This is a genomic window from Massilibacteroides sp. (assembly GCF_028705895.1).
Taxonomy (GTDB): domain Bacteria; phylum Bacteroidota; class Bacteroidia; order Bacteroidales; family Tannerellaceae; genus Massilibacteroides.
Genome location: NZ_JAQWCQ010000005.1, coordinates 25254 through 43784, shown reverse-complemented (window position 1 = coordinate 43784; position 18531 = coordinate 25254). Strand labels below are relative to the sequence as shown.

Genomic DNA, 18531 nt, shown 5'->3' with positions numbered 1-18531 from the left:
AGGATAAAGTTTAATCGAAATGTTACAACAGTTAAATCTTCCCTACACCGAACCTATACAAATATAAATAAAGTCATATATAAATCAATTATTTATATATACTTTAACTATATTTTCAACAGTTGTCTTATATTAAGATAGATAATAAAATGAATAAAAACGCTGCACCCTATACAATACAAGACTGTTAATCTAACTTAAGAACGGCAAGGAAAGCTTTTTGGGGAACTTCTACTGTACCAATTTGTTTCATTTTCTTCTTTCCCTCTTTCTGTTTCTCCAGTAGTTTACGTTTACGCGAGATATCCCCACCATAACATTTTGCAGTCACATCTTTCCGAACAGCTTTAATTGTTTCGCGAGCGATAATTTTTGCTCCGATGGCCGCCTGAATGGCTATATCAAATTGTTGTCTTGGAATTAGTTCCTTCAACTTTTCACACATACGACGCCCAAAGTTTACACTATTATCAAAGTGAGTCAACGTAGATAATGCATCCACTGATTCACCGTTCAACAAAATATCCAATTTAACTAATTTACTTGGGCGATAATCATGCAAATGATAGTCAAAAGACGCATAACCTTTAGATATACTTTTCAGCTTATCGTAAAAATCGATCACAATCTCACCTAAGGGCATATCATAATGTATCTCAACACGATCGCCGGATATATATTCCTGCTTCAGAAGAATACCACGCTTACCCAGACAAAGAGTCATAATCGGCCCGATATAAGTTGTATTCGTAATCACAGAGGCACGGATATAAGGTTCATCTATGTGGTCAATCAACGTAATATCAGGTAAACCGCTCGGATTATGCACTTCCGTACAATTCCCTTTCCTATCATATACTTTATACGATACGTTTGGAACAGTTGTAATCACATCCATATTAAACTCTCGATCCAGACGTTCCTGTACAATCTCCATATGTAAAAGGCCAAGAAATCCGCAACGGAAACCAAAACCTAAAGCTGCAGAACTCTCCGGTTGAAACGTCAGAGAAGCATCATTTAGCTGAAGCTTTTCCAAAGAAGAACGAAGATTCTCAAAATCTTCACTATCTATAGGATAGACACCCGCAAACACCATTGGCTTTACTTCTTCAAAACCGGCTATCGCTTCTTTAGCACCATTTTTCACATGCGTTATCGTATCTCCTACCCGAACTTCTTTTGATGTTTTTATTCCGGAAATAATATACCCCACATCACCGGTGCGAATTTCATCGCGTGGAGACATTGTAAGTTTTAAGACACCTACTTCGTCAGCCTCATATTCTTTTTCAGTAGCAATAAATTTCACTTCATCACCTTTTCTTATCACTCCGTTTACCACCTTAAAATAGGCAATAATACCTCTAAAGGAGTTAAACACAGAATCAAAAATCAGACATTGAAGCGGGGCATCCGGGTCACCCTTCGGACACGGAACTTTATGAATGATTGCGTCTAAAATTTCATAAACGCCTTCACCCGTTTTACCGCTTGCACGAAGAATATCTGTTCTCGGACAACCAAGCAATTCCACAATCTGATCTTCCACCTCTTCCGGCATTGCACTCGGCAAATCTATCTTATTTATGACCGGAATAATTTCCAGATCATGCTCAATAGCCATATACAGATTAGAGATAGTCTGAGCCTGAATTCCCTGCGCTGCGTCCACGATCAGTAAAGCTCCTTCACAGGCAGCTATTGAACGGGATACTTCATATGAAAAGTCCACATGCCCCGGAGTATCAATCAGATTCAGGATATAATCCTCTCCGTCTTTATGATATTTCATTTGAATGGCATGACTTTTGATAGTAATTCCACGTTCGCGTTCCAAATCCATATTGTCTAAGACTTGCGCTTGTAAATCTTTGCCTTCAACGGTTTTAGTAAACTCAAGCAAACGGTCGGCCAAGGTACTTTTCCCATGGTCAATATGGGCAATAATACAGAAATTGCGAATATTCTTCATCTGCTAATTTTATTATAAGTGCGCAAAGATAGGAATTTTAGGCTAAAAACTATATTTTTGACATACCATATTATTATAGGAATATGACACAACAAGAAATAAATCAAGCCTGTTATCGGGCAATCGGAGCATTGGATAATAAAGAGCTGAAAAACGCATTAGACACCTTGCAAGGACTTATATCCGGAAGTAGGGTCTATTCGTTTCAGGACAGATTAGATGAAATCCAAAACACTTATATCAACATGCTTCGCTATCGTTCCGAAGGGGCAAAAGATCCGATGCAGGAACATATCTACAAAACTCTTCAGATACAGACCTACGAATTAGCGGATACGATACAGAGAGTATTGTTGAGTGAAGTATCTTCCTTAAGTTATTATACGCATCTTCGTAACACTGATAAAACGATCTTCCCGGCCTACGCAGAGACTCACAAGCAAATTAAGCTAATGAGTGAACTCCAAAATCAGGCAGGATATGAAGATGAGTTGACGAACTTATTTAATCGCTTATGGCTTTCTGATGCTTTAACGATTCCGGCAGCAGAAGAAATCAAAGATATATTAAACGATACGACCCTGCCTCATCAAGTGGGATGTCAGATTGTTTCCGCCCTTACACTTGGTTTGCAGACGATGTTTGATATTAACAAAATCATGCTGCTTTTTACTGCAGCATCGCAAACAAACAACGAAATCAGAATAAGGGCTTATATCGGATTATTGCTTACATTATATATATATCAAAAACGAATCACACTCTACCCTTCTATTTATGACCGGTTAAGTATTCTTTCTGAGCATGACCAGTTTGTCAAAATAGTACGAACAATAACATTACGTTTTATTCTTGCACGGGAAACTGAAAAGATTACGCGCAAATTGCAAGATGAAATTATCCCGGAAATGCTAAAGCTGAATGCGAGAATAAATAAAAAGACAGACCTGACAGATATCAATCCGGAACAGATGACGGAAGGTATGAATCCGGAATGGATGGAAATGATGGAAGGTAGCGGACTAAACAAAAAGATAGAAGAATTTAGTGAACTGCAGCAAGAAGGTGCAGACGTGATGCATTCCACTTTTTCTCATTTGAAATCATTCTCATTCTTTTCTAAAATAGCCAATTGGTTCTTGCCCTTTTCTGCAAATCTGTCATTATTGCGCCCGTCAGTGCCTTCAACAGAAAAGCCCGACCCGATATTAAGCATGCTGGAAACAGCTCCATTCATGTGTAATTCCGACAAGTATTCGCTTTTTTTCAGTGTCATGCAGCTTCCTGAAAGTCATCGTTCAATGATGATGGGACAATTCAGTGGGCAAGTAGAGGAAATGATGCGACAGAACAAGGAAGAGTTACTCAATAACATGGACACAACCTCAACCATCACAAGCCAATATGTTCAGGATTTATATCGTTTCTACAAGTTGCTTCCTGCACATCTTGACTTCAATGATATATTCGATTTGCCACTCGATTTTCATAATTTAGATATTCTAAGACCGTATTTATCAGACGAAGAAAGTCTTACGATCATCGCAGAATATTATCTCAGAAAAAATTATTTCAATGACGCATTGGCTATATACGATAGATTAGCAAATGAACAAATGGACAATCCCGTCTTGTTCCAGAAAACAGGATATTGCCATCAGATGAACGGAGACTTCGAGAAGGCATTGGAAGATTATCTTCATGCCGATATTCTTTCTCCTGACAACAAATGGTTGACAAGACGAATTGCATTTTGCTATAAAGCAATGAAAGAGCCACAAAGCGCATTGAAATATTATTTAAGATACGATAAAATGCAACCTGACAATTTGTCTATTCTTAGTAGCATCGGGCATTGTTATCTTGAATTAAAGGAATACAATGAAGCCTTGAAATATTATTATAAAGTAGATTATATAGATAGTAAGAGTCATAAAACATGGCGTCCGATTGCTTGGTGTTCATTCTTGATTGGTAAATATGATCAGGCTAAGAATTATTACAAAAAGATATTAGACGAATCCCCTTCTTCTCAGGATTACCTCAACGCAGGACATACGGAATGGGCGTTACAAAACCTGAAAGGGGCATCTGAGTATTACAAAAAGACAATTCAACTTGAAGGAGGAAATTTTCATCGCTTCAAAGAGTTGTTTTATGAAGACAAGGAAGATTTACTTCTTGCCGGCATCGAAGAAAATGAATTTCCTTTAATACTGGATCAAGTGCTGTATTCGCTTTAAAAACACAAAATAATCATGTTTAAGAAACTTGTTGCTATTGAACCCGTCAGCCTTATTCCTTCGGCTGAGAAGAAACTATATTCCTTTGCGAAAGAAGTAATCATGTATGATGATATACCTACAGATGACAACGAGATTGTTTCCCGTATTGGCGATGCGGATGCCGTATTACTAAGTTATACGTCCCGGCTTACACGCCAGGCATTGGAAAGATGTCCGAATGTGAACTATATCGGAATGTGCTGTTCTCTCTATTCACCGGAGAGTGCTAACGTGGACATTCTTTATGCAAACGAACGGGGAATTACGGTTACCGGAATCAGGGATTACGGGGATGAAGGCGTTGTTGAATATGTGATCAGCGAATTAGTACGTTGTCTTCACGGTTTCGGACAGGAACCATGGGACGGCATGCCACGTGAGATTACTGGACTGAAAGTCGGTATCGTAGGACTTGGAAAATTAGGTGGTATGATTGCTGATGCGCTTACGTTCTTTGGTGCAGAGATTATGTATTATGCGCGTAGTGAAAAACAAGAAGCTAAGGCAAAAGGTTATCGTTTCTTGCCGTTGAAAGAATTGCTTAATCAAAGCGAGATGGTTTGTTGTTGTCTCAACAAAAACACGGTTTTACTCCACGGGGAGGAATTCAAAGCATTAGGTAACCGAAAAATCCTATTCAATACCGGCTTATCTCCCGCCTGGGCTGAAAAACCTTTTATCAAGTGGATAGAGCAAGACAATCTTTGTTTCTGTGATAGTACAGGGGCATTAGGAGGAGATCATCTTCTCTCCCATCCGCATGTACGTTGTATGGAAACCTCAACCGGACGAACCCGTCAGGCGTTCGACCGGTTAAGCGAAAAAGTCTTAGCCAATTTATCAGAATACAATAGGTGATACGATATTAATCAGTGTATTCACCACTGACCATCCCGCAATATCAGGTGTAGCGCTGTACACATCGACGACAGCATGCACCTGATTATTTTTTATCTCGACTCGCTGTGTATCCCCTACAAAATCAGGCGTTGACTGCATAGTCACCTGCATATTCTTCGGTCCTACAGAAGCTCTTGAAGCTGCAACCGTCACATTAACCCGCGTTGGAAACATCGCAATGGCCTCTTCCGCATTTCCTTTAAAAACAATCTTCTGCTCTGTATGTAACGAATCCGAATAAACGGATGTGCCTCTCAGACCGTTCGGTCCTTTTTCGTTAAAGAAGTTTGCTTGCGCATTCCCCATCAAATAAGCCGTACGAAGCACATCAAAGCCTCCTGTAGCACCAGAGGCAATATACACACGTGCCCCATTGGCCTTTGCCGTATCAGCCACTTCATGATAAAAATCGTCATCTGCAAAAGCCCCAATAGACAGGGTAACAATTGAAGTTCCATTCCTTAACGCAGGCAAAGCAAGTTCCCGCATTGCAGCCGGAGAAGCTGCTTCCAGAAGATAGTCAGGCTTTAAAGCGAACAGCTCTTCTATGGAATAAGTTACTCTGCATTTTCTTCCGTATTGTTTCATCAATGAAGCCATACGTTCAGCTTTATCAACTGAACGAGAATAAACACCCACCAGATTATACTCCGGCAATAATCCTTTGACAATAGCATCAGCAACTATACCGCCTAATCGTCCACACCCTACAATAACTAACGTCTTCATGCGAACAAATATAACCCTTTTTCAAGAGAGATCAAATTGATTTTGAATTGTTTACACTTAAAACCTGAGCCACAAATAGTACTTCCGGAAATTTTGAGGCGCCTCAACTTGTTTGCTGAGGCGCCTGGAAACGAAAGTTGAGGCGCCTCAACATTCGTTTCCAGGCGCCTTTAATTTTTTTTGAATAAAACACTTTTTACGGTGTACTCATTGTATATTTGTTTCTAAATCGTGTTGTAATGAAACCGTTCCTCTATCAAATTGCGTCCTTGTTCTATTCGGAATACAAAGGTAAGATCAGTCGTTTAGCTTTTGTTTTCCCTAACCGCCGTGCGGGTTTGTTCTTTCAGAAATATCTGTCGGAAATTGCGGGTAAGCCTATTTTTTCTCCTGCTGTACTTACCATCAATGACTTGTTTGTGAAGCTCGCAAATATACAACCGGCTGATAAAATTAGTTTGTTGTTTAAATTATACAATATATATAGGGAGATAAGCGGGTCGGATGAGGCTTTTGATGATTTTCTGTATTGGGGCGAAATGTTGTTGAGTGATTTCGATGATGTGGATAAGTATATGGTTAATGCGCGTATGCTTTTTACTAATGTGACCGACCTGAAACAGTTAGAGGATGATTTCACGTATCTTGATCCGGAACAGATTGCGGCCATCCGTACATTCTGGTCTTCTTTCCAACCGAAAGGTGACACTCCGAATCAGAAGAGTTTTCTTGCTCTTTGGGAAATACTTTATCCTCTTTACACGCGCTTACAAGAGGAATTGAGAGCGGAAAGTAAAGGTTATGAAGGAATGATCTTCCGTCAGGTAGTAGAGCAGCTGCAAAGTGGGGCGGATTTAACCTTGCCTTATGATAAGATTATTTTTGTGGGACTTAATGCTTTATCTAAATCGGAAGAGTATTTTTTAGATGAGCTGCAGAAACGGGAATTGGCTGATTTCTACTGGGATTATGCTTCACCAAAGGTGCTTGATGAGAGTAACAAAGCTTCATTTTTTGCATTACGTAACAGGAAACGGTATCCTTCGTTTTATAGCCTGCCGGAAGAAGAAAAGAATACGCCTGCCATAGAGGTAATCGGTATTCCTTCGGCTGTGGGTCAGGCAAAACAGATCTACGAACTTTTATCGGCTTATGGACTGCAAGATCTGGATGCGGAAGAGGCGCTTCGTACGGCTGTAGTTTTGCCGGACGAACAAATGTTGATTCCTGTACTGAATTCCATTCCGGAAAACATCAAACGCGTAAATGTAACGATGGGCTATCCTCTGACGGGTACTCCGGTAGCTTCTTTGATGGAGAGCATTCTTACTTTACAAAAAAACATACGCTTCACGGAAGGTAAACCCACTTTTTATTTCCGCGATGTGTTGCCGGTTCTGAATCATCAATATGTTTACGGATCGAATCCTCCGGTAGTCACCAATTTACTGAAGGAGATCATTAAATATAACCGGATTTATATTCAGGCAAGTGAATTGACAGTTACTCCGCTGTTAGAGGTCTTATTTTCTACGTTTCAGGATGTAAGTGAATTCTCTGACTATCTGATCAAGGTATTGAAAGTACTGAATAAAACGATTAGCCGGGAAGCAGTAAAGGAAAATGAAGAAGACTCACCCATGTCTATCAATGATTTGGAGCAAGAGTTTATCTTCTATTATTTTACGACAGTAAACCGGATGAAAGAGTTATTGATTACGACTGGGATCAACATGAAGATCGACACTTACTTCCGCCTTGTCAAACGGGTGACGGATACAATCACGATTCCTTTTCACGGTGAACCACTATCGGGATTGCAGGTGATGGGAGTTCTGGAAACCCGCGCATTAGATTTTGATCGATTAATTATCCTGTCTATGAATGAAGGGATATTCCCCAAACGAAGTGCGCCCAATTCCTTTATCCCGTATAATCTACGAAGGGGCTTTGAATTACCCACGTATGAACATCAGGACAGTGTTTGGGCATACCATTTCTACCGACTTATCCATCGGGCTAAACAAGTAACCTTGCTTTATGATACGCGTAGTGGTAGCGGATTACAGACCGGAGAAATCAGTCGTTTTGTTCATCAACTACATTATCATTACGGGGAAGCTCTGGAGCGTAAACTCGCTGTTTACAACGTGGCTTCTTCTAAAACACCTCCTATTACGATTCGGAAAACGGACGAAATTCTTACCCGTTTAGCGGCATTCCGTAAAGGTGGCGAGCGGGCTCTCTCGGCAAGTGCGATCAACACCTGGTTAGATTGTCCGTTAAAGTTCTATTTTTCCGTTGTGGAATCTGTTCAGGAAGAGGAAGAAGTGATGGAAACGGTTGAGAGCAGTATGTTCGGAAGTATTCTGCACAAAGTGATGGAAGTACTTTACAAACGTTTTTGTGGTCAGATGATAACAGCCGACTTGCTAAAAATCATTCGTAAAGACGAACGGATGTTGACGAATGTAATCACAGAAGCCTACACAAATGAGTTTTTCAAGACAGATAAAATTCGTCCGCTTACAGGACAAAACTACCTGATCGGTGAAATGATCCGTAAATATGTGCTGAAGATACTGGCTCGTGACAGCGAACTGACTCCTTTTCAGTATATCCAATCGGAAAGAAAGATAAAGACCGATTTCAAACTGACAAACGGAGATGAAATCGCATTAAAAGGATTTATCGACCGTATAGATGAAGTCGGAGGTCTGCTTCGTATCGTAGATTATAAAAGTGGCAATGGTCTTTCTGTTTTCAACAGCATAGACAGCCTCTTCAACCTCGAAGAAAAAGACCGCCCCAAAGCGATTATGCAGGTATTTATGTATTCCTGGATGTATCATGCAGAAGAAAAACGAGCCGTGACTGTGCAGCCAACGATCTACTATCTGCGCACTTTATTTACTGACAATTTTGATCCATCTGTTTACCATCGCGTTGAACGAGGAAAATTAGAAGCAGTAACGAATTTCACAGACTACATCGAAGAATTTGAAGAAGGGTTCAGGGGATGTTTAGATCAGATATTCTCACCCGAAATTCCCTTTATACAAACGCCAACCGGCAAGGCCTGCATCTATTGTCCGTTCAAGAATATCTGCGAAAAAAACTAATTATTTATACCTATATTTATATATTCATTCAGTAAACAACTGCTAATTAAAGACATGAACAACGCAAATACGCCAACCGAGGATTATCAATTTCTGATAAAACAAGCAATAAAAGCACCATCGGGACATAATACCCAACCATGGATCTTCAAAATAAATGAGGAAAAAATTGAAATCAGCCCTGATTTCAAAAGATCATTACCTGTCGTTGACCCCGATAACCGGGAACTATTTATCAGTCTTGGCTGTGCTACAGAGAATTTGTGTATTGCAGCCTCCTTAAAAGGATATACACCTCAAGTAAACACAACAAAAGACGGACATATTTTCATCAAATTAGAAACAGATAAACAAATAAAGCCAAGTCCTTTAGCCGAACAGATATCCATAAGACAAACCAACAGGAGCCTATACAGCGGAAAAGTAATACCGGACACGATCTTAGATGAGTTAAAAGAAACAGAATTAGACGCTGGTGTCGGTATTCATTTTTACGCAAAAGGAACAAAAGAATTTGACTCCATTTCAAATTTCGTTGTAAAGGGAAACACCCTCCAAATGCAAGATGAAGCATTTCGGGAAGAACTAAAATCATGGATGCGCTTTAATAAAAAACACCAGGACAGAACAAACGACGGATTGAGCTATGCTGTTTTTGGAGCACCCAATCTCCCTCTATTCATCGTAAAGCCAATTATATCAAGCTTTCTGAATGCAGAAAAACAAAACAAAGGGGATATCAAAAAAATGCAATCTTCCTCCCACTTCGTTTTATTCACGACACAAGACAACACGCAAGAACAATGGATCAATCTCGGCAGAAGTCTGGAACGATTCTTACTAAAAAGCACTCAGTCAGGAATCTCACACGCCTACCTGAACCAACCCAATGAAATAAAAGAATTATCCGTAGAAATGACAAAAGCTCTAAATCTATCGGAATACCCGACAATAATATTACGCCTCGGATACGGAGAAAGGCAACCTTATTCGAAAAGGATTGAAATATGAATAATCATACACACAATCAATATATTCATTAAAAAAAGCTGCTCGTAAACAAAAAAACAACACTATGTCCACAAATAGATTAGACCAAGAATTTGCAAGATGCATTGAGGAATGGGGTTGGAAATATCATCATTTAGGTATTCCGACAAAAGAAAAAATGCCTAATGAAAGATATTTGCCACATTTAAAGTTTTATGTATCCGGATTTCCAACAAGTCCATTTGGTGTTGAGTGGATGCGATTTGATAAAGATTGTCAAATTCATCCATTAGTTCAAACTATTCCTCATTTAGCATTCGTTGTAAACAATTTAGATTATGAATTAGAAAACCGTAATCTACATGTTTTAACAGCCCCCAACCTGCCATTTGAAGGTCTCCGCGTGGCAATGATAGAACATAATGGAGCTCCTATTGAATTAATGGAGTTTGACAAAACTTAATCTATAGTTTTTGGTTTTCAAGCTGCATTTTACATTGTTGAAAAGTTGCCGGGAAAGTATAGGTAGATATAGCAAAAGAAAAGTATCTTCGTGTAATTAACGGACTGATCAATTCGATGAACGCAAACGTATTAGAAAAGCTTAAAGTGCTGGCTGAATCAGCGAAATATGATGTTTCGTGTGCTTCGAGCGGAACTTCCCGTTCTTCTAAAAAGGGAGAGATCGGAAGTGCTGCGGGTTGGGGTATTTGTCATAGTTTTGCTGAGGATGGTCGTTGTATCGCATTGTTGAAAATTATGCTTACGAACAACTGCATGTACGATTGTGCGTATTGTATTAATCGTAGAAGCAATGATATTCCAAGAGCTACTCTTTCGGTGTCGGAATTGGTTGATTTGACAATAGAGTTTTACAAACGGAATTACATTGAGGGGCTGTTTCTGAGTTCGGGAGTGGTGCGTAGTCCGGATTATACGATGGAACGTTTGGTGCGCGTAATCAAAGACCTCCGGTTAGTACATCGGTTTAACGGCTATATTCACATGAAGAGTATTCCGGGATCCAGTCAGGAATTGGTTAATGAGGCTGGTATGTATGCTGATCGTTTGAGTGTCAATATAGAGATTCCCAATGAAACCAGTCTGAAGATACTTGCGCCCGACAAAGATTTCCAGAGTGTGTTCAGTCCGATGAGGTATATCCAGCAAGGAGTCCTTCAAAGTAAAGAAGAAAGACGAAAGTTTCGCCATGCGCCACGCTTCGCTCCGGCCGGACAAAGCACACAAATGATTGTGGGAGCTACAGCAGATACAGATAAAGATATTCTCCGGTTATCATCGGCGTTATATCAGCGTCCGACAATGAAGCGGGTGTATTATTCCGGTTTTATTCCTGTTAACTCCTATGACAACAGACTACCGGCTCTGAAGCAACCGCCGTTAGTACGTGAGAACAGACTATATCAGGCCGATTGGCTATTGCGTTTCTACGAGTTTAAAGTGGACGAGATTGTCAATGACGCTTATCCTGATCTGGATTTGGAAGTTGACCCGAAGCTTTCCTGGGCGCTTCGTAATCCGCAACATTTTCCGGTTGATATAAATCGGGCAGATTATGAAATGCTGCTTCGCGTTCCCGGCATCGGAGTTAAATCGGCCAAATTAATTGTTACCTCCAGACGATATGGGCGTCTCGGATCATTACAACTAAAAAAAATCGGTGTGGTAATGAAAAAGGCTCAATATTTCATTACCTGTCATGAACTTGGCATACGAACAATTCAGGAATTAACACCTCAAAACGTTAGAGACTTACTGATTCGGAAACCTGCACGTAAAACGGACCACCGTCAACTAATCCTCCAATTCGAAGATTAGTAGTATGTTAGTCTTCATCTACGATAAAACATTCGAGGGATTACTTACGGCCGTTTTCGATGCATATAATCGCCACACATTCCCCGATACACTGATTGAAGAAGGTGAGATACTCCCCTTATTTTGCGAAGAAACTCATACGGTTATTACAGATGAAGCAAAGTCTTCCCGCGTATGGCATGGATTAGAACAGAAAATCTCCGCCTCAGCCCTATCCAGTCTGACCGTCTGCTGGCTTTCCGAACTGCCCGGAATTGATCTGTTGCTTTTCAATTATATTCGTAAAGCCATCGATGCACCGAAATCTATCGAACTCAATTTCGGAGATCCGGACGTATTGCAACTTGCCAAAATATGGAAACAGATCAACAACGAACGGCTTCGTGTAATTCAATTCCTGCGTTTCCAGAAAACAACAGACGAAATCTATTTCGCACCGGTAGAACCTATATATAATGTATTACCACTTACACTCGAACACCTGAAAGATCGCTATGCCGGACAGAAATGGTTGATCTACGATATGAAACGAGAGTACGGCTACTATTACGATATGGAAGAAGCAAGAGAGGTGCGATTTGAAGAAAAAGAGAGATCACTACTATCCGCCATCTTAGACGAAAAACTTTTAGATAAGGACGAACTGCTGTTCCAGCAATTATGGAAAACCTACTTTAAGTCTATTGCTATAAAGGAGCGAATCAACCCAAGACTTCACAAACAACATCTCCCGGTTCGTTTCTGGAAATATCTGACAGAAAAACAACCGTAAGAAAAAGAAATAACATTTCATCCAAACAGATTGTTATACGAATAGAAACAAAATACAAATCCATGGACTATCAGATAATACACTTAAAAGATTTGCAACGATTTGAAATTAATGACGGAGAAAACACTGCTTACGTAGAATATACATTACATGATGGCAATCTGGACATCGAACATACCTACGTTCCCAAACTTTGGGAAGGCAAAGGATTAGCATCCGCTTTGGTTAAAGAAGCGTATGATTATGCTTTGGAGAATAAATTGAAGCCCGTAGGAACCTGTTCGTACGCAGTAACCTGGCTGCAACGTCATCCGGAATATGTTCGTTATTAAAGAATTTCAACTAATATAAGCAATGGAAGGTATTCTTTGAGATCCTTTCGCAGGAGCTTAAGGGCTTGCTGTATCCGATAGTCAATCGTCTTAGAAGAAATAGACAGTTCGTCTGCAATCTCCTTGTAGGTCATATTTCTGAAACGATTTAATTCAAATGCCGTCCGATAACTTTCGGGAAGACGTTTCAAGGCTTCTTCAATTTTGCCTGTCAACTCCTCGACAATATAAAGATCAGGAGAATCATACAGATACCCCATCTTCTCATGAATGGTCATTTCAAGTTTTTCTTTTAATTCTTCTCTGGACAAGAACGTCAGGCATTTATTTTTTACTGATTGAAAAATATAACTACGGGGCGAGTCAGGAATGAACAACCGCTTCCTGTTAATCCAAAGATTTGCCATAATATCCTGAACTATATCCTGACCATCCTCCAAACGAACAAACTGTTTCGAATAGGCGCACAAAGCAGCATAATATCGAATAAAAAAAGCATCAAAAGCCTTCTTATCCCCATCTTTAATACAATAAATCAGGTCGATATCAGAGTGGTGGTTATAATTCATAATACAGAATATTTGATACAAACATAGTCATTTTAAAACTAAAAGACGAGAACATAACATGCAAAACATAACTTCTCAGACTAATTTTTTCGGCGCTCACCATTCTATTTTTATTCTACAAATTGTTTATTCTGCAAATTTCCTGCTCTGAAATTGCATGTCAATGAATATGCTTTTACATCTCCGTTAAAATTTATCTATTTATTTTTTATCAAAAAAAACACAATTTATGTTTAGGACATTTCTCATTTCATCAGTCTTATTTATAAAGGACAAAACAAGATGACACAGAATACAACCGAAAATATAAAAGAGACTGATTTAATCAGATACTTTAAATCCGAATTAGAGCAACATGAAGTCTTACGTGTTGAAGAGTGGATTTCCGTATCTGAAGAAAACAGAAAAATAGCCGAAGATATATATCGGATTGTATTCGGCCTGGATATATTAAACACAATCGATACTCTTTCAGAAAAAGAAGCGCTTAAAAACGTCAACCGTAAAATATGGTCACAGAGAATGACTAAGTACGCCAAGTCAATGCAAAAGATAGCTGCATTACTTTTCATTCCTCTTTTTATCTCCGTCATATATCTGTTACTGAAAGACATAAATAAAGAGCCGGAATATATCACCTTCAAAACAAATCCAGGTATTATTGCCGATTTCATCCTTCCCGATGGTTCCAAAGTATGGTTAAATGCACATTCAGAATTAAGTTACCCTTCTTTTTTCAAAGGAAAAAAACGAGAAGTAAAACTATCGGGCGAAGCCTACTTTCAAGTTGAGCAAGACATGGAACAGCCATTTATTGTACAGCTAAGCGATAATGTAAACATAGAAGTGACCGGAACAGAATTTAACGTAGATGCCTATGAAAGAAGCAGAACAATAACAGCCATGCTTGTTTCCGGAGGCATAAACATGAGTTATCCAAGCCTAACAAAAACAAAAGAAGAATCAACATTAAAACCGGGACAAAAAATATTTTTTGAAAAGAAAACAAGAAAAGTCACCACGTCATACGCCTCTCCCTTAGTTGAAACAGGATGGAAAGACGGCAAAATTTATTTAGAAAATACGCCTTTAAGGCATCTACTTCATACATTAAGAAAGCGTTTTGATGTTGATTTCATATTAGAAAATAAAAAAATAAAAGACAATTATTTTACCGGAACATTCGGATCACAAGATTTAGATCTCATTCTAAAACATCTTGAGTTATCCTCCGGAATAAGACATAAAATCAAAATGCCCAAGGGTAATGACTTGGATGAACGCATAAAAATAATATTATATTAAATACTAAATTCAACCTATTATGAAAGCATATCAACCTCCTTAGAAAAGAATACGGGAAAGCGTTGCGGAACACTATCCCGTACCAGAAACTGAATTTTATAATTACTCACACAAGTAATCAACATAGTTTCACAAAAAAAACAGTTACAAATCTATGACAAAGAAAAATACAAACAAAAGATTAAGAATTATTACTTTTCTTAATCTTCTAAAAATAAGCGCTATAAGAGGACTGTTTATTGCTGTCATATTTCTATTGACAACAGGCATATGTAGTGCTACAACAGCTTATGCTCAAACAGCTTTGGTCTCGTTGCATATTGAAAATAAACCCATGCAACAAGTATTACAAGAAATAGAGAAGAACTCTGATTTCAAATTCTTTTATAATAACAAGCAGATTAATTTATCACGCGAAGTGTCAATAAGTGCATCAGAAAAAGATGTGTTTGTTATTCTTGATCAAATATTCAACAATACCGACATTGCCTATAAAGTATTAGACAAAAACATTGTCTTGGCAAAAAAAAACATGTTGGATAAAACAGATTTAAGAACGCTCCAACAACAACAGAATAAGACAATAACAGGTACCATTGTAGATGGGGCGAATGAACCGGTCATTGGAGCGAATGTTGTTGTAAAGGGAATGACTCAAGGAACAATTACTGATGTAGATGGTAATTTCAGTTTACAGGATGTTCCCGAAAATGCAGTTTTAGTCATCACTTACATTGGTTATATAGAACAACAGATCAATACAACCGGTAAAAATCAACTCTCTATTATTCTAAAGGAAGACACACAAAAATTAGAAGAAGTCGTGGTAGTTGGTTATGGAACACAAAAGAAAGTAAATCTGACAGGAGCTGTTGACCAAGTAACAAGTGAAGTTTTTGACAACCGTTCTGTTTCTAACGTCTCTCAGGCTTTACAAGGTACGATTCCGAACTTAAACATATCATTAGCTGACGGAAAACCGACTCGCTCTGCGGATTACAATGTACGCGGTACAACATCAATCGGACAGGGAGGTAGCGCATTAGTTCTTATTGACGGTGTAGAGGGCGATCCTGCCTTATTAAATCCAAATGACATCGCCAGCGTATCTGTATTGAAAGATGCTGCTTCTGCTGCTATTTATGGAGCCAGGGGGTCATTCGGGGTTGTTTTGATAACGACAAAAAATCCTGAGAAAGGAAAGGTCACGATCAACTATTCAGGAAGTGTATCTTTGCAAAAGCCGACAGCTGTTCCAGACATTGTCTCCGATGGTTTAGTTTATGCAGAACATTTCCGTGAAGCTTATTATGGATGGAATAACTATTCATCACTACCAAGTAAAATAAACAAGTCTCAATTGTATTCAGACGCATGGTTAGAGAAATTCAAAGAACGCCGTGCGCAAGGGATAACAGATGAAGTTGAGGTTGGTGCTGACGGAACATATACTTATTATGGCAATGTTAATTACTATGATGAGCTATACAAAAACCAGACTTACGCTCAGGATCATAATATGACCGTATCCGGAGGAACTGAAAAAGCTGATTTTTATATTTCCGGACGATATTATGGTTATGATGGGTTGTTCCGGTATAATACGGACAATTATGACATGTTGAATATTCGTGCAAAAGGCTCTTTACAGTTGACAGATTGGCTTCGTCTGACAAACAATATGGAATTCTCGGACATGACATACCATAACCCGATAAATGTGGGTGAAGGAGGTTCTATTTGGAGAAACATTGCGGATGAAGGACACCCTACCTCTCCGATATTCAACCCTGACGGATCACTGACAATGTCTGCGGCCTATACCGTAGGTGATTTTATTTATGGAAAGAACGGATTAGATACACATAAGAAAGTTCTAAAAAACACAACAGGGTTTTCTGCTAAATTCTTAAATAACAAATTAAGGATCAATGGCGACTTTACATTCCGTAATTACGATAACAACGACATCCAACGTCGTGTTCCAGTACCGTATAGTACAAAAGAAGGAGTAATTACTAAACTAAGTGAAAAGTACAATGACTACAAAAAAAGTATACGTAACACATTATATACTGCGACTAACCTATATGCTGAATATGAAGACACATTCAACGATGCTCACTATCTGAAAGGTATGGTCGGATATAACTACGAAACATCTAAATATGAAAGCACTTATGTACAACGTAATGGTCTGTTATTATCAGATTCAGAAAGCTTAAATTTAGCTCTTGGAGATGCAATTACGACATCTGCAGGTTGGGAAAAATGGCGGATTGCCGGAGCTTTTTTCCGTTTGAATTATGGATTTAAAGATCGTTATCTGTTAGAAGTAAACGGCCGTTATGACGGTTCTTCTAAATTTCCTGAAAGCCAACAATGGGCATTCTTCCCATCTGTTTCTTTAGGTTGGAGAATTTCAGAAGAAAGCTTCTGGAATGTAAATGAAAATTTCATTTCAGACGCTAAACTTCGTGGATCATACGGATCATTAGGAAATGGGAATGTAGATTCGTATAGCTTTTTAGAGTTACTTTCAATCAGTACAGCAGGGTATATTGTAAATGGAGCTAAAAACAAATACACAAATTCTCCGGCAGTAATACCAAGATCTCTTACTTGGGAAACAGCAACAACTACGGATGTGGGTGCAGACATAGGTTTCCTCGGAGGAAAATTAAGATTGACGGGAGATTATTATGTCCGAAAGACAACTGATATGTACACGAAAGGGGTAACTCTTCCTGATGTATTCGGAGCAACATCCCCTAAAGGAAACTATGCAGATATGACAACCAAAGGTTGGGAGTTATCAATTAACTATCGTGACCGTTTCACTTTAGTTGACAAACCGTTCAATTACGAAATCAAAGCAACTATTGCCGATTATAAATCAACTATAGACCGATATAACAACTCCACCAAAAGTCTTGACGACTATTATGAAGGGCAACGAGTGGGAGAAATATGGGGCTATCGTACAGATGGTTTATTCCAGTCCGAAGAAGAGATCAATGGATATATAAATACGATTATCAAGACATCTTCAAATGGAACAACATATCGCGGAGATATCAAGTTTGTTGATGTAAATAAGAATGGAAAAATTGACTATGGCGATAATACTGTAGATAACCCGGGTGATAAAGTTATTCTTGGAAACGAAGAGCCTCGTTATATCTATAGCTTCACGCTAAGTGGAGATTGGAATAGTTTCTTTTTCTCTGCATTCTTCCAAGGGGTAGGCAAACAAGATTGGTATCCAAGTAACGAATCTGGCTTCTGGGGACAATATAACCGTCCATATAACCAACTACCGACATGGCACCTTGGAAATTACTGGACAGAAGATAACCCCAATGCTTATCTTCCACGTTATGCAGGATATACTCCATCTTTACGTACAACAATAACTGATCGATATATTCAGAACATCGCCTACATCCGTTTAAGAAATATACAAGTGGGTTATACATTACCGCAAAGTTTAACAAGTAAAGCCGGTATGCAAAACGTACGTGTTTATTTAAGTGGTGAAAACCTGTGGAGTTGGTCACCATTATATAAACGGACAAAAGATTATGATGTAACAAACACCTCTTCAGGATCTGATCCGGATTTGACATCGGGAACAAGTGGTGATAACTACACCTATCCGTTGATGAAAAATATAACATTTGGATTATCAGTAACATTTTAAAACAGAGATG

General features: G+C 38.8%; 13 protein-coding genes. 10 read left to right on the top strand and 3 right to left on the bottom strand.

Annotated elements, in window-relative coordinates; genetic code table 11:
- Positions 1-187: 187 nt before the first annotated feature.
- A complete protein-coding gene (lepA, locus tag PHT93_RS02180; RefSeq protein ID WP_300238926.1) occupies positions 188-1975 on the bottom strand; it encodes a translation elongation factor 4 in 1788 nt (595 codons plus the stop codon).
- Positions 1976-2058: 83 nt separating this feature from the next.
- Here lepA and PHT93_RS02175 point away from each other — a divergent pair, with 83 nt between their 5' ends.
- Together PHT93_RS02175 and PHT93_RS02170 are read left to right on the top strand one after the other, a co-directional pair.
- The gene (locus PHT93_RS02175) at positions 2059-4218 is read left to right on the top strand and encodes a tetratricopeptide repeat protein (RefSeq protein ID WP_300238923.1); all 2160 of its coding nucleotides are present in this window, start codon (positions 2059-2061) and stop codon (positions 4216-4218) included.
- 15 nt (positions 4219-4233) lie between these two features.
- Complete coding sequence (locus tag PHT93_RS02170) at positions 4234-5118, top strand: NAD(P)-dependent oxidoreductase (protein WP_300238921.1); 885 nt, start codon at positions 4234-4236, stop codon at positions 5116-5118.
- Here the strand turns inward: PHT93_RS02170 and PHT93_RS02165 are convergent.
- On the bottom strand, positions 5101-5889 hold the full coding sequence (locus tag PHT93_RS02165) for an aspartate dehydrogenase domain-containing protein (RefSeq protein ID WP_300238918.1): 789 nt from the start codon (positions 5887-5889) through the stop codon (positions 5101-5103). The two genes, PHT93_RS02170 and PHT93_RS02165, sit on opposite strands and share 18 nt — an antisense overlap.
- A gap of 239 nt (positions 5890-6128) precedes the next feature.
- Between PHT93_RS02165 and PHT93_RS02160 the strand changes: the two genes are divergently transcribed.
- The 6 genes from PHT93_RS02160 to PHT93_RS02135 all read left to right on the top strand — a co-directional run bounded on the left by PHT93_RS02160 (position 6129) and on the right by PHT93_RS02135 (position 12944).
- Complete coding sequence (locus tag PHT93_RS02160) at positions 6129-9011, top strand: PD-(D/E)XK nuclease family protein (protein WP_300238917.1); 2883 nt, start codon at positions 6129-6131, stop codon at positions 9009-9011.
- Between the two features lie 54 nt (positions 9012-9065).
- Positions 9066-10022 carry a nitroreductase gene (locus tag PHT93_RS02155; protein WP_300238914.1) on the top strand — a complete coding sequence of 319 codons (957 nt, stop codon included), beginning with the start codon at positions 9066-9068 and terminating at the stop codon, positions 10020-10022.
- A gap of 64 nt (positions 10023-10086) precedes the next feature.
- Positions 10087-10464 (top strand): hypothetical protein, encoded by a 378-nt coding sequence (locus PHT93_RS02150; protein WP_300238912.1) that lies wholly within the window; start codon positions 10087-10089, stop codon positions 10462-10464.
- 116 nt (positions 10465-10580) lie between these two features.
- Complete coding sequence (locus PHT93_RS02145; RefSeq protein ID WP_300238911.1) at positions 10581-11840, top strand: putative DNA modification/repair radical SAM protein; 1260 nt, start codon at positions 10581-10583, stop codon at positions 11838-11840.
- A 4-nt stretch (positions 11841-11844) separates the two neighbouring features.
- The gene (locus PHT93_RS02140; protein ID WP_300238909.1) at positions 11845-12612 is read left to right on the top strand and encodes a TIGR03915 family putative DNA repair protein; all 768 of its coding nucleotides are present in this window, start codon (positions 11845-11847) and stop codon (positions 12610-12612) included.
- Between the two features lie 62 nt (positions 12613-12674).
- Positions 12675-12944, top strand: coding sequence for a GNAT family N-acetyltransferase (locus tag PHT93_RS02135; protein WP_300238907.1), 270 nt, complete (start codon positions 12675-12677; stop codon positions 12942-12944).
- On the opposite strand, the gene PHT93_RS02130 is transcribed toward PHT93_RS02135, so the two are convergent.
- Entirely contained in the window at positions 12941-13513 is a 573-nt protein-coding gene (locus PHT93_RS02130) for an RNA polymerase sigma-70 factor (RefSeq protein WP_300238904.1), read from the bottom strand. The two genes, PHT93_RS02135 and PHT93_RS02130, sit on opposite strands and share 4 nt — an antisense overlap.
- 282 nt (positions 13514-13795) lie before the next feature.
- On the opposite strand from PHT93_RS02130, the gene PHT93_RS02125 reads away from it, so the two are divergent.
- Both PHT93_RS02125 and PHT93_RS02120 read left to right on the top strand, forming a co-directional pair.
- The gene (locus tag PHT93_RS02125; RefSeq protein WP_300238901.1) at positions 13796-14818 is read left to right on the top strand and encodes a FecR domain-containing protein; all 1023 of its coding nucleotides are present in this window, start codon (positions 13796-13798) and stop codon (positions 14816-14818) included.
- Between the two features lie 154 nt (positions 14819-14972).
- On the top strand, positions 14973-18521 hold the full coding sequence (locus PHT93_RS02120) for a TonB-dependent receptor (protein ID WP_300238898.1): 3549 nt from the start codon (positions 14973-14975) through the stop codon (positions 18519-18521).
- Positions 18522-18531 lie beyond the last annotated feature (10 nt).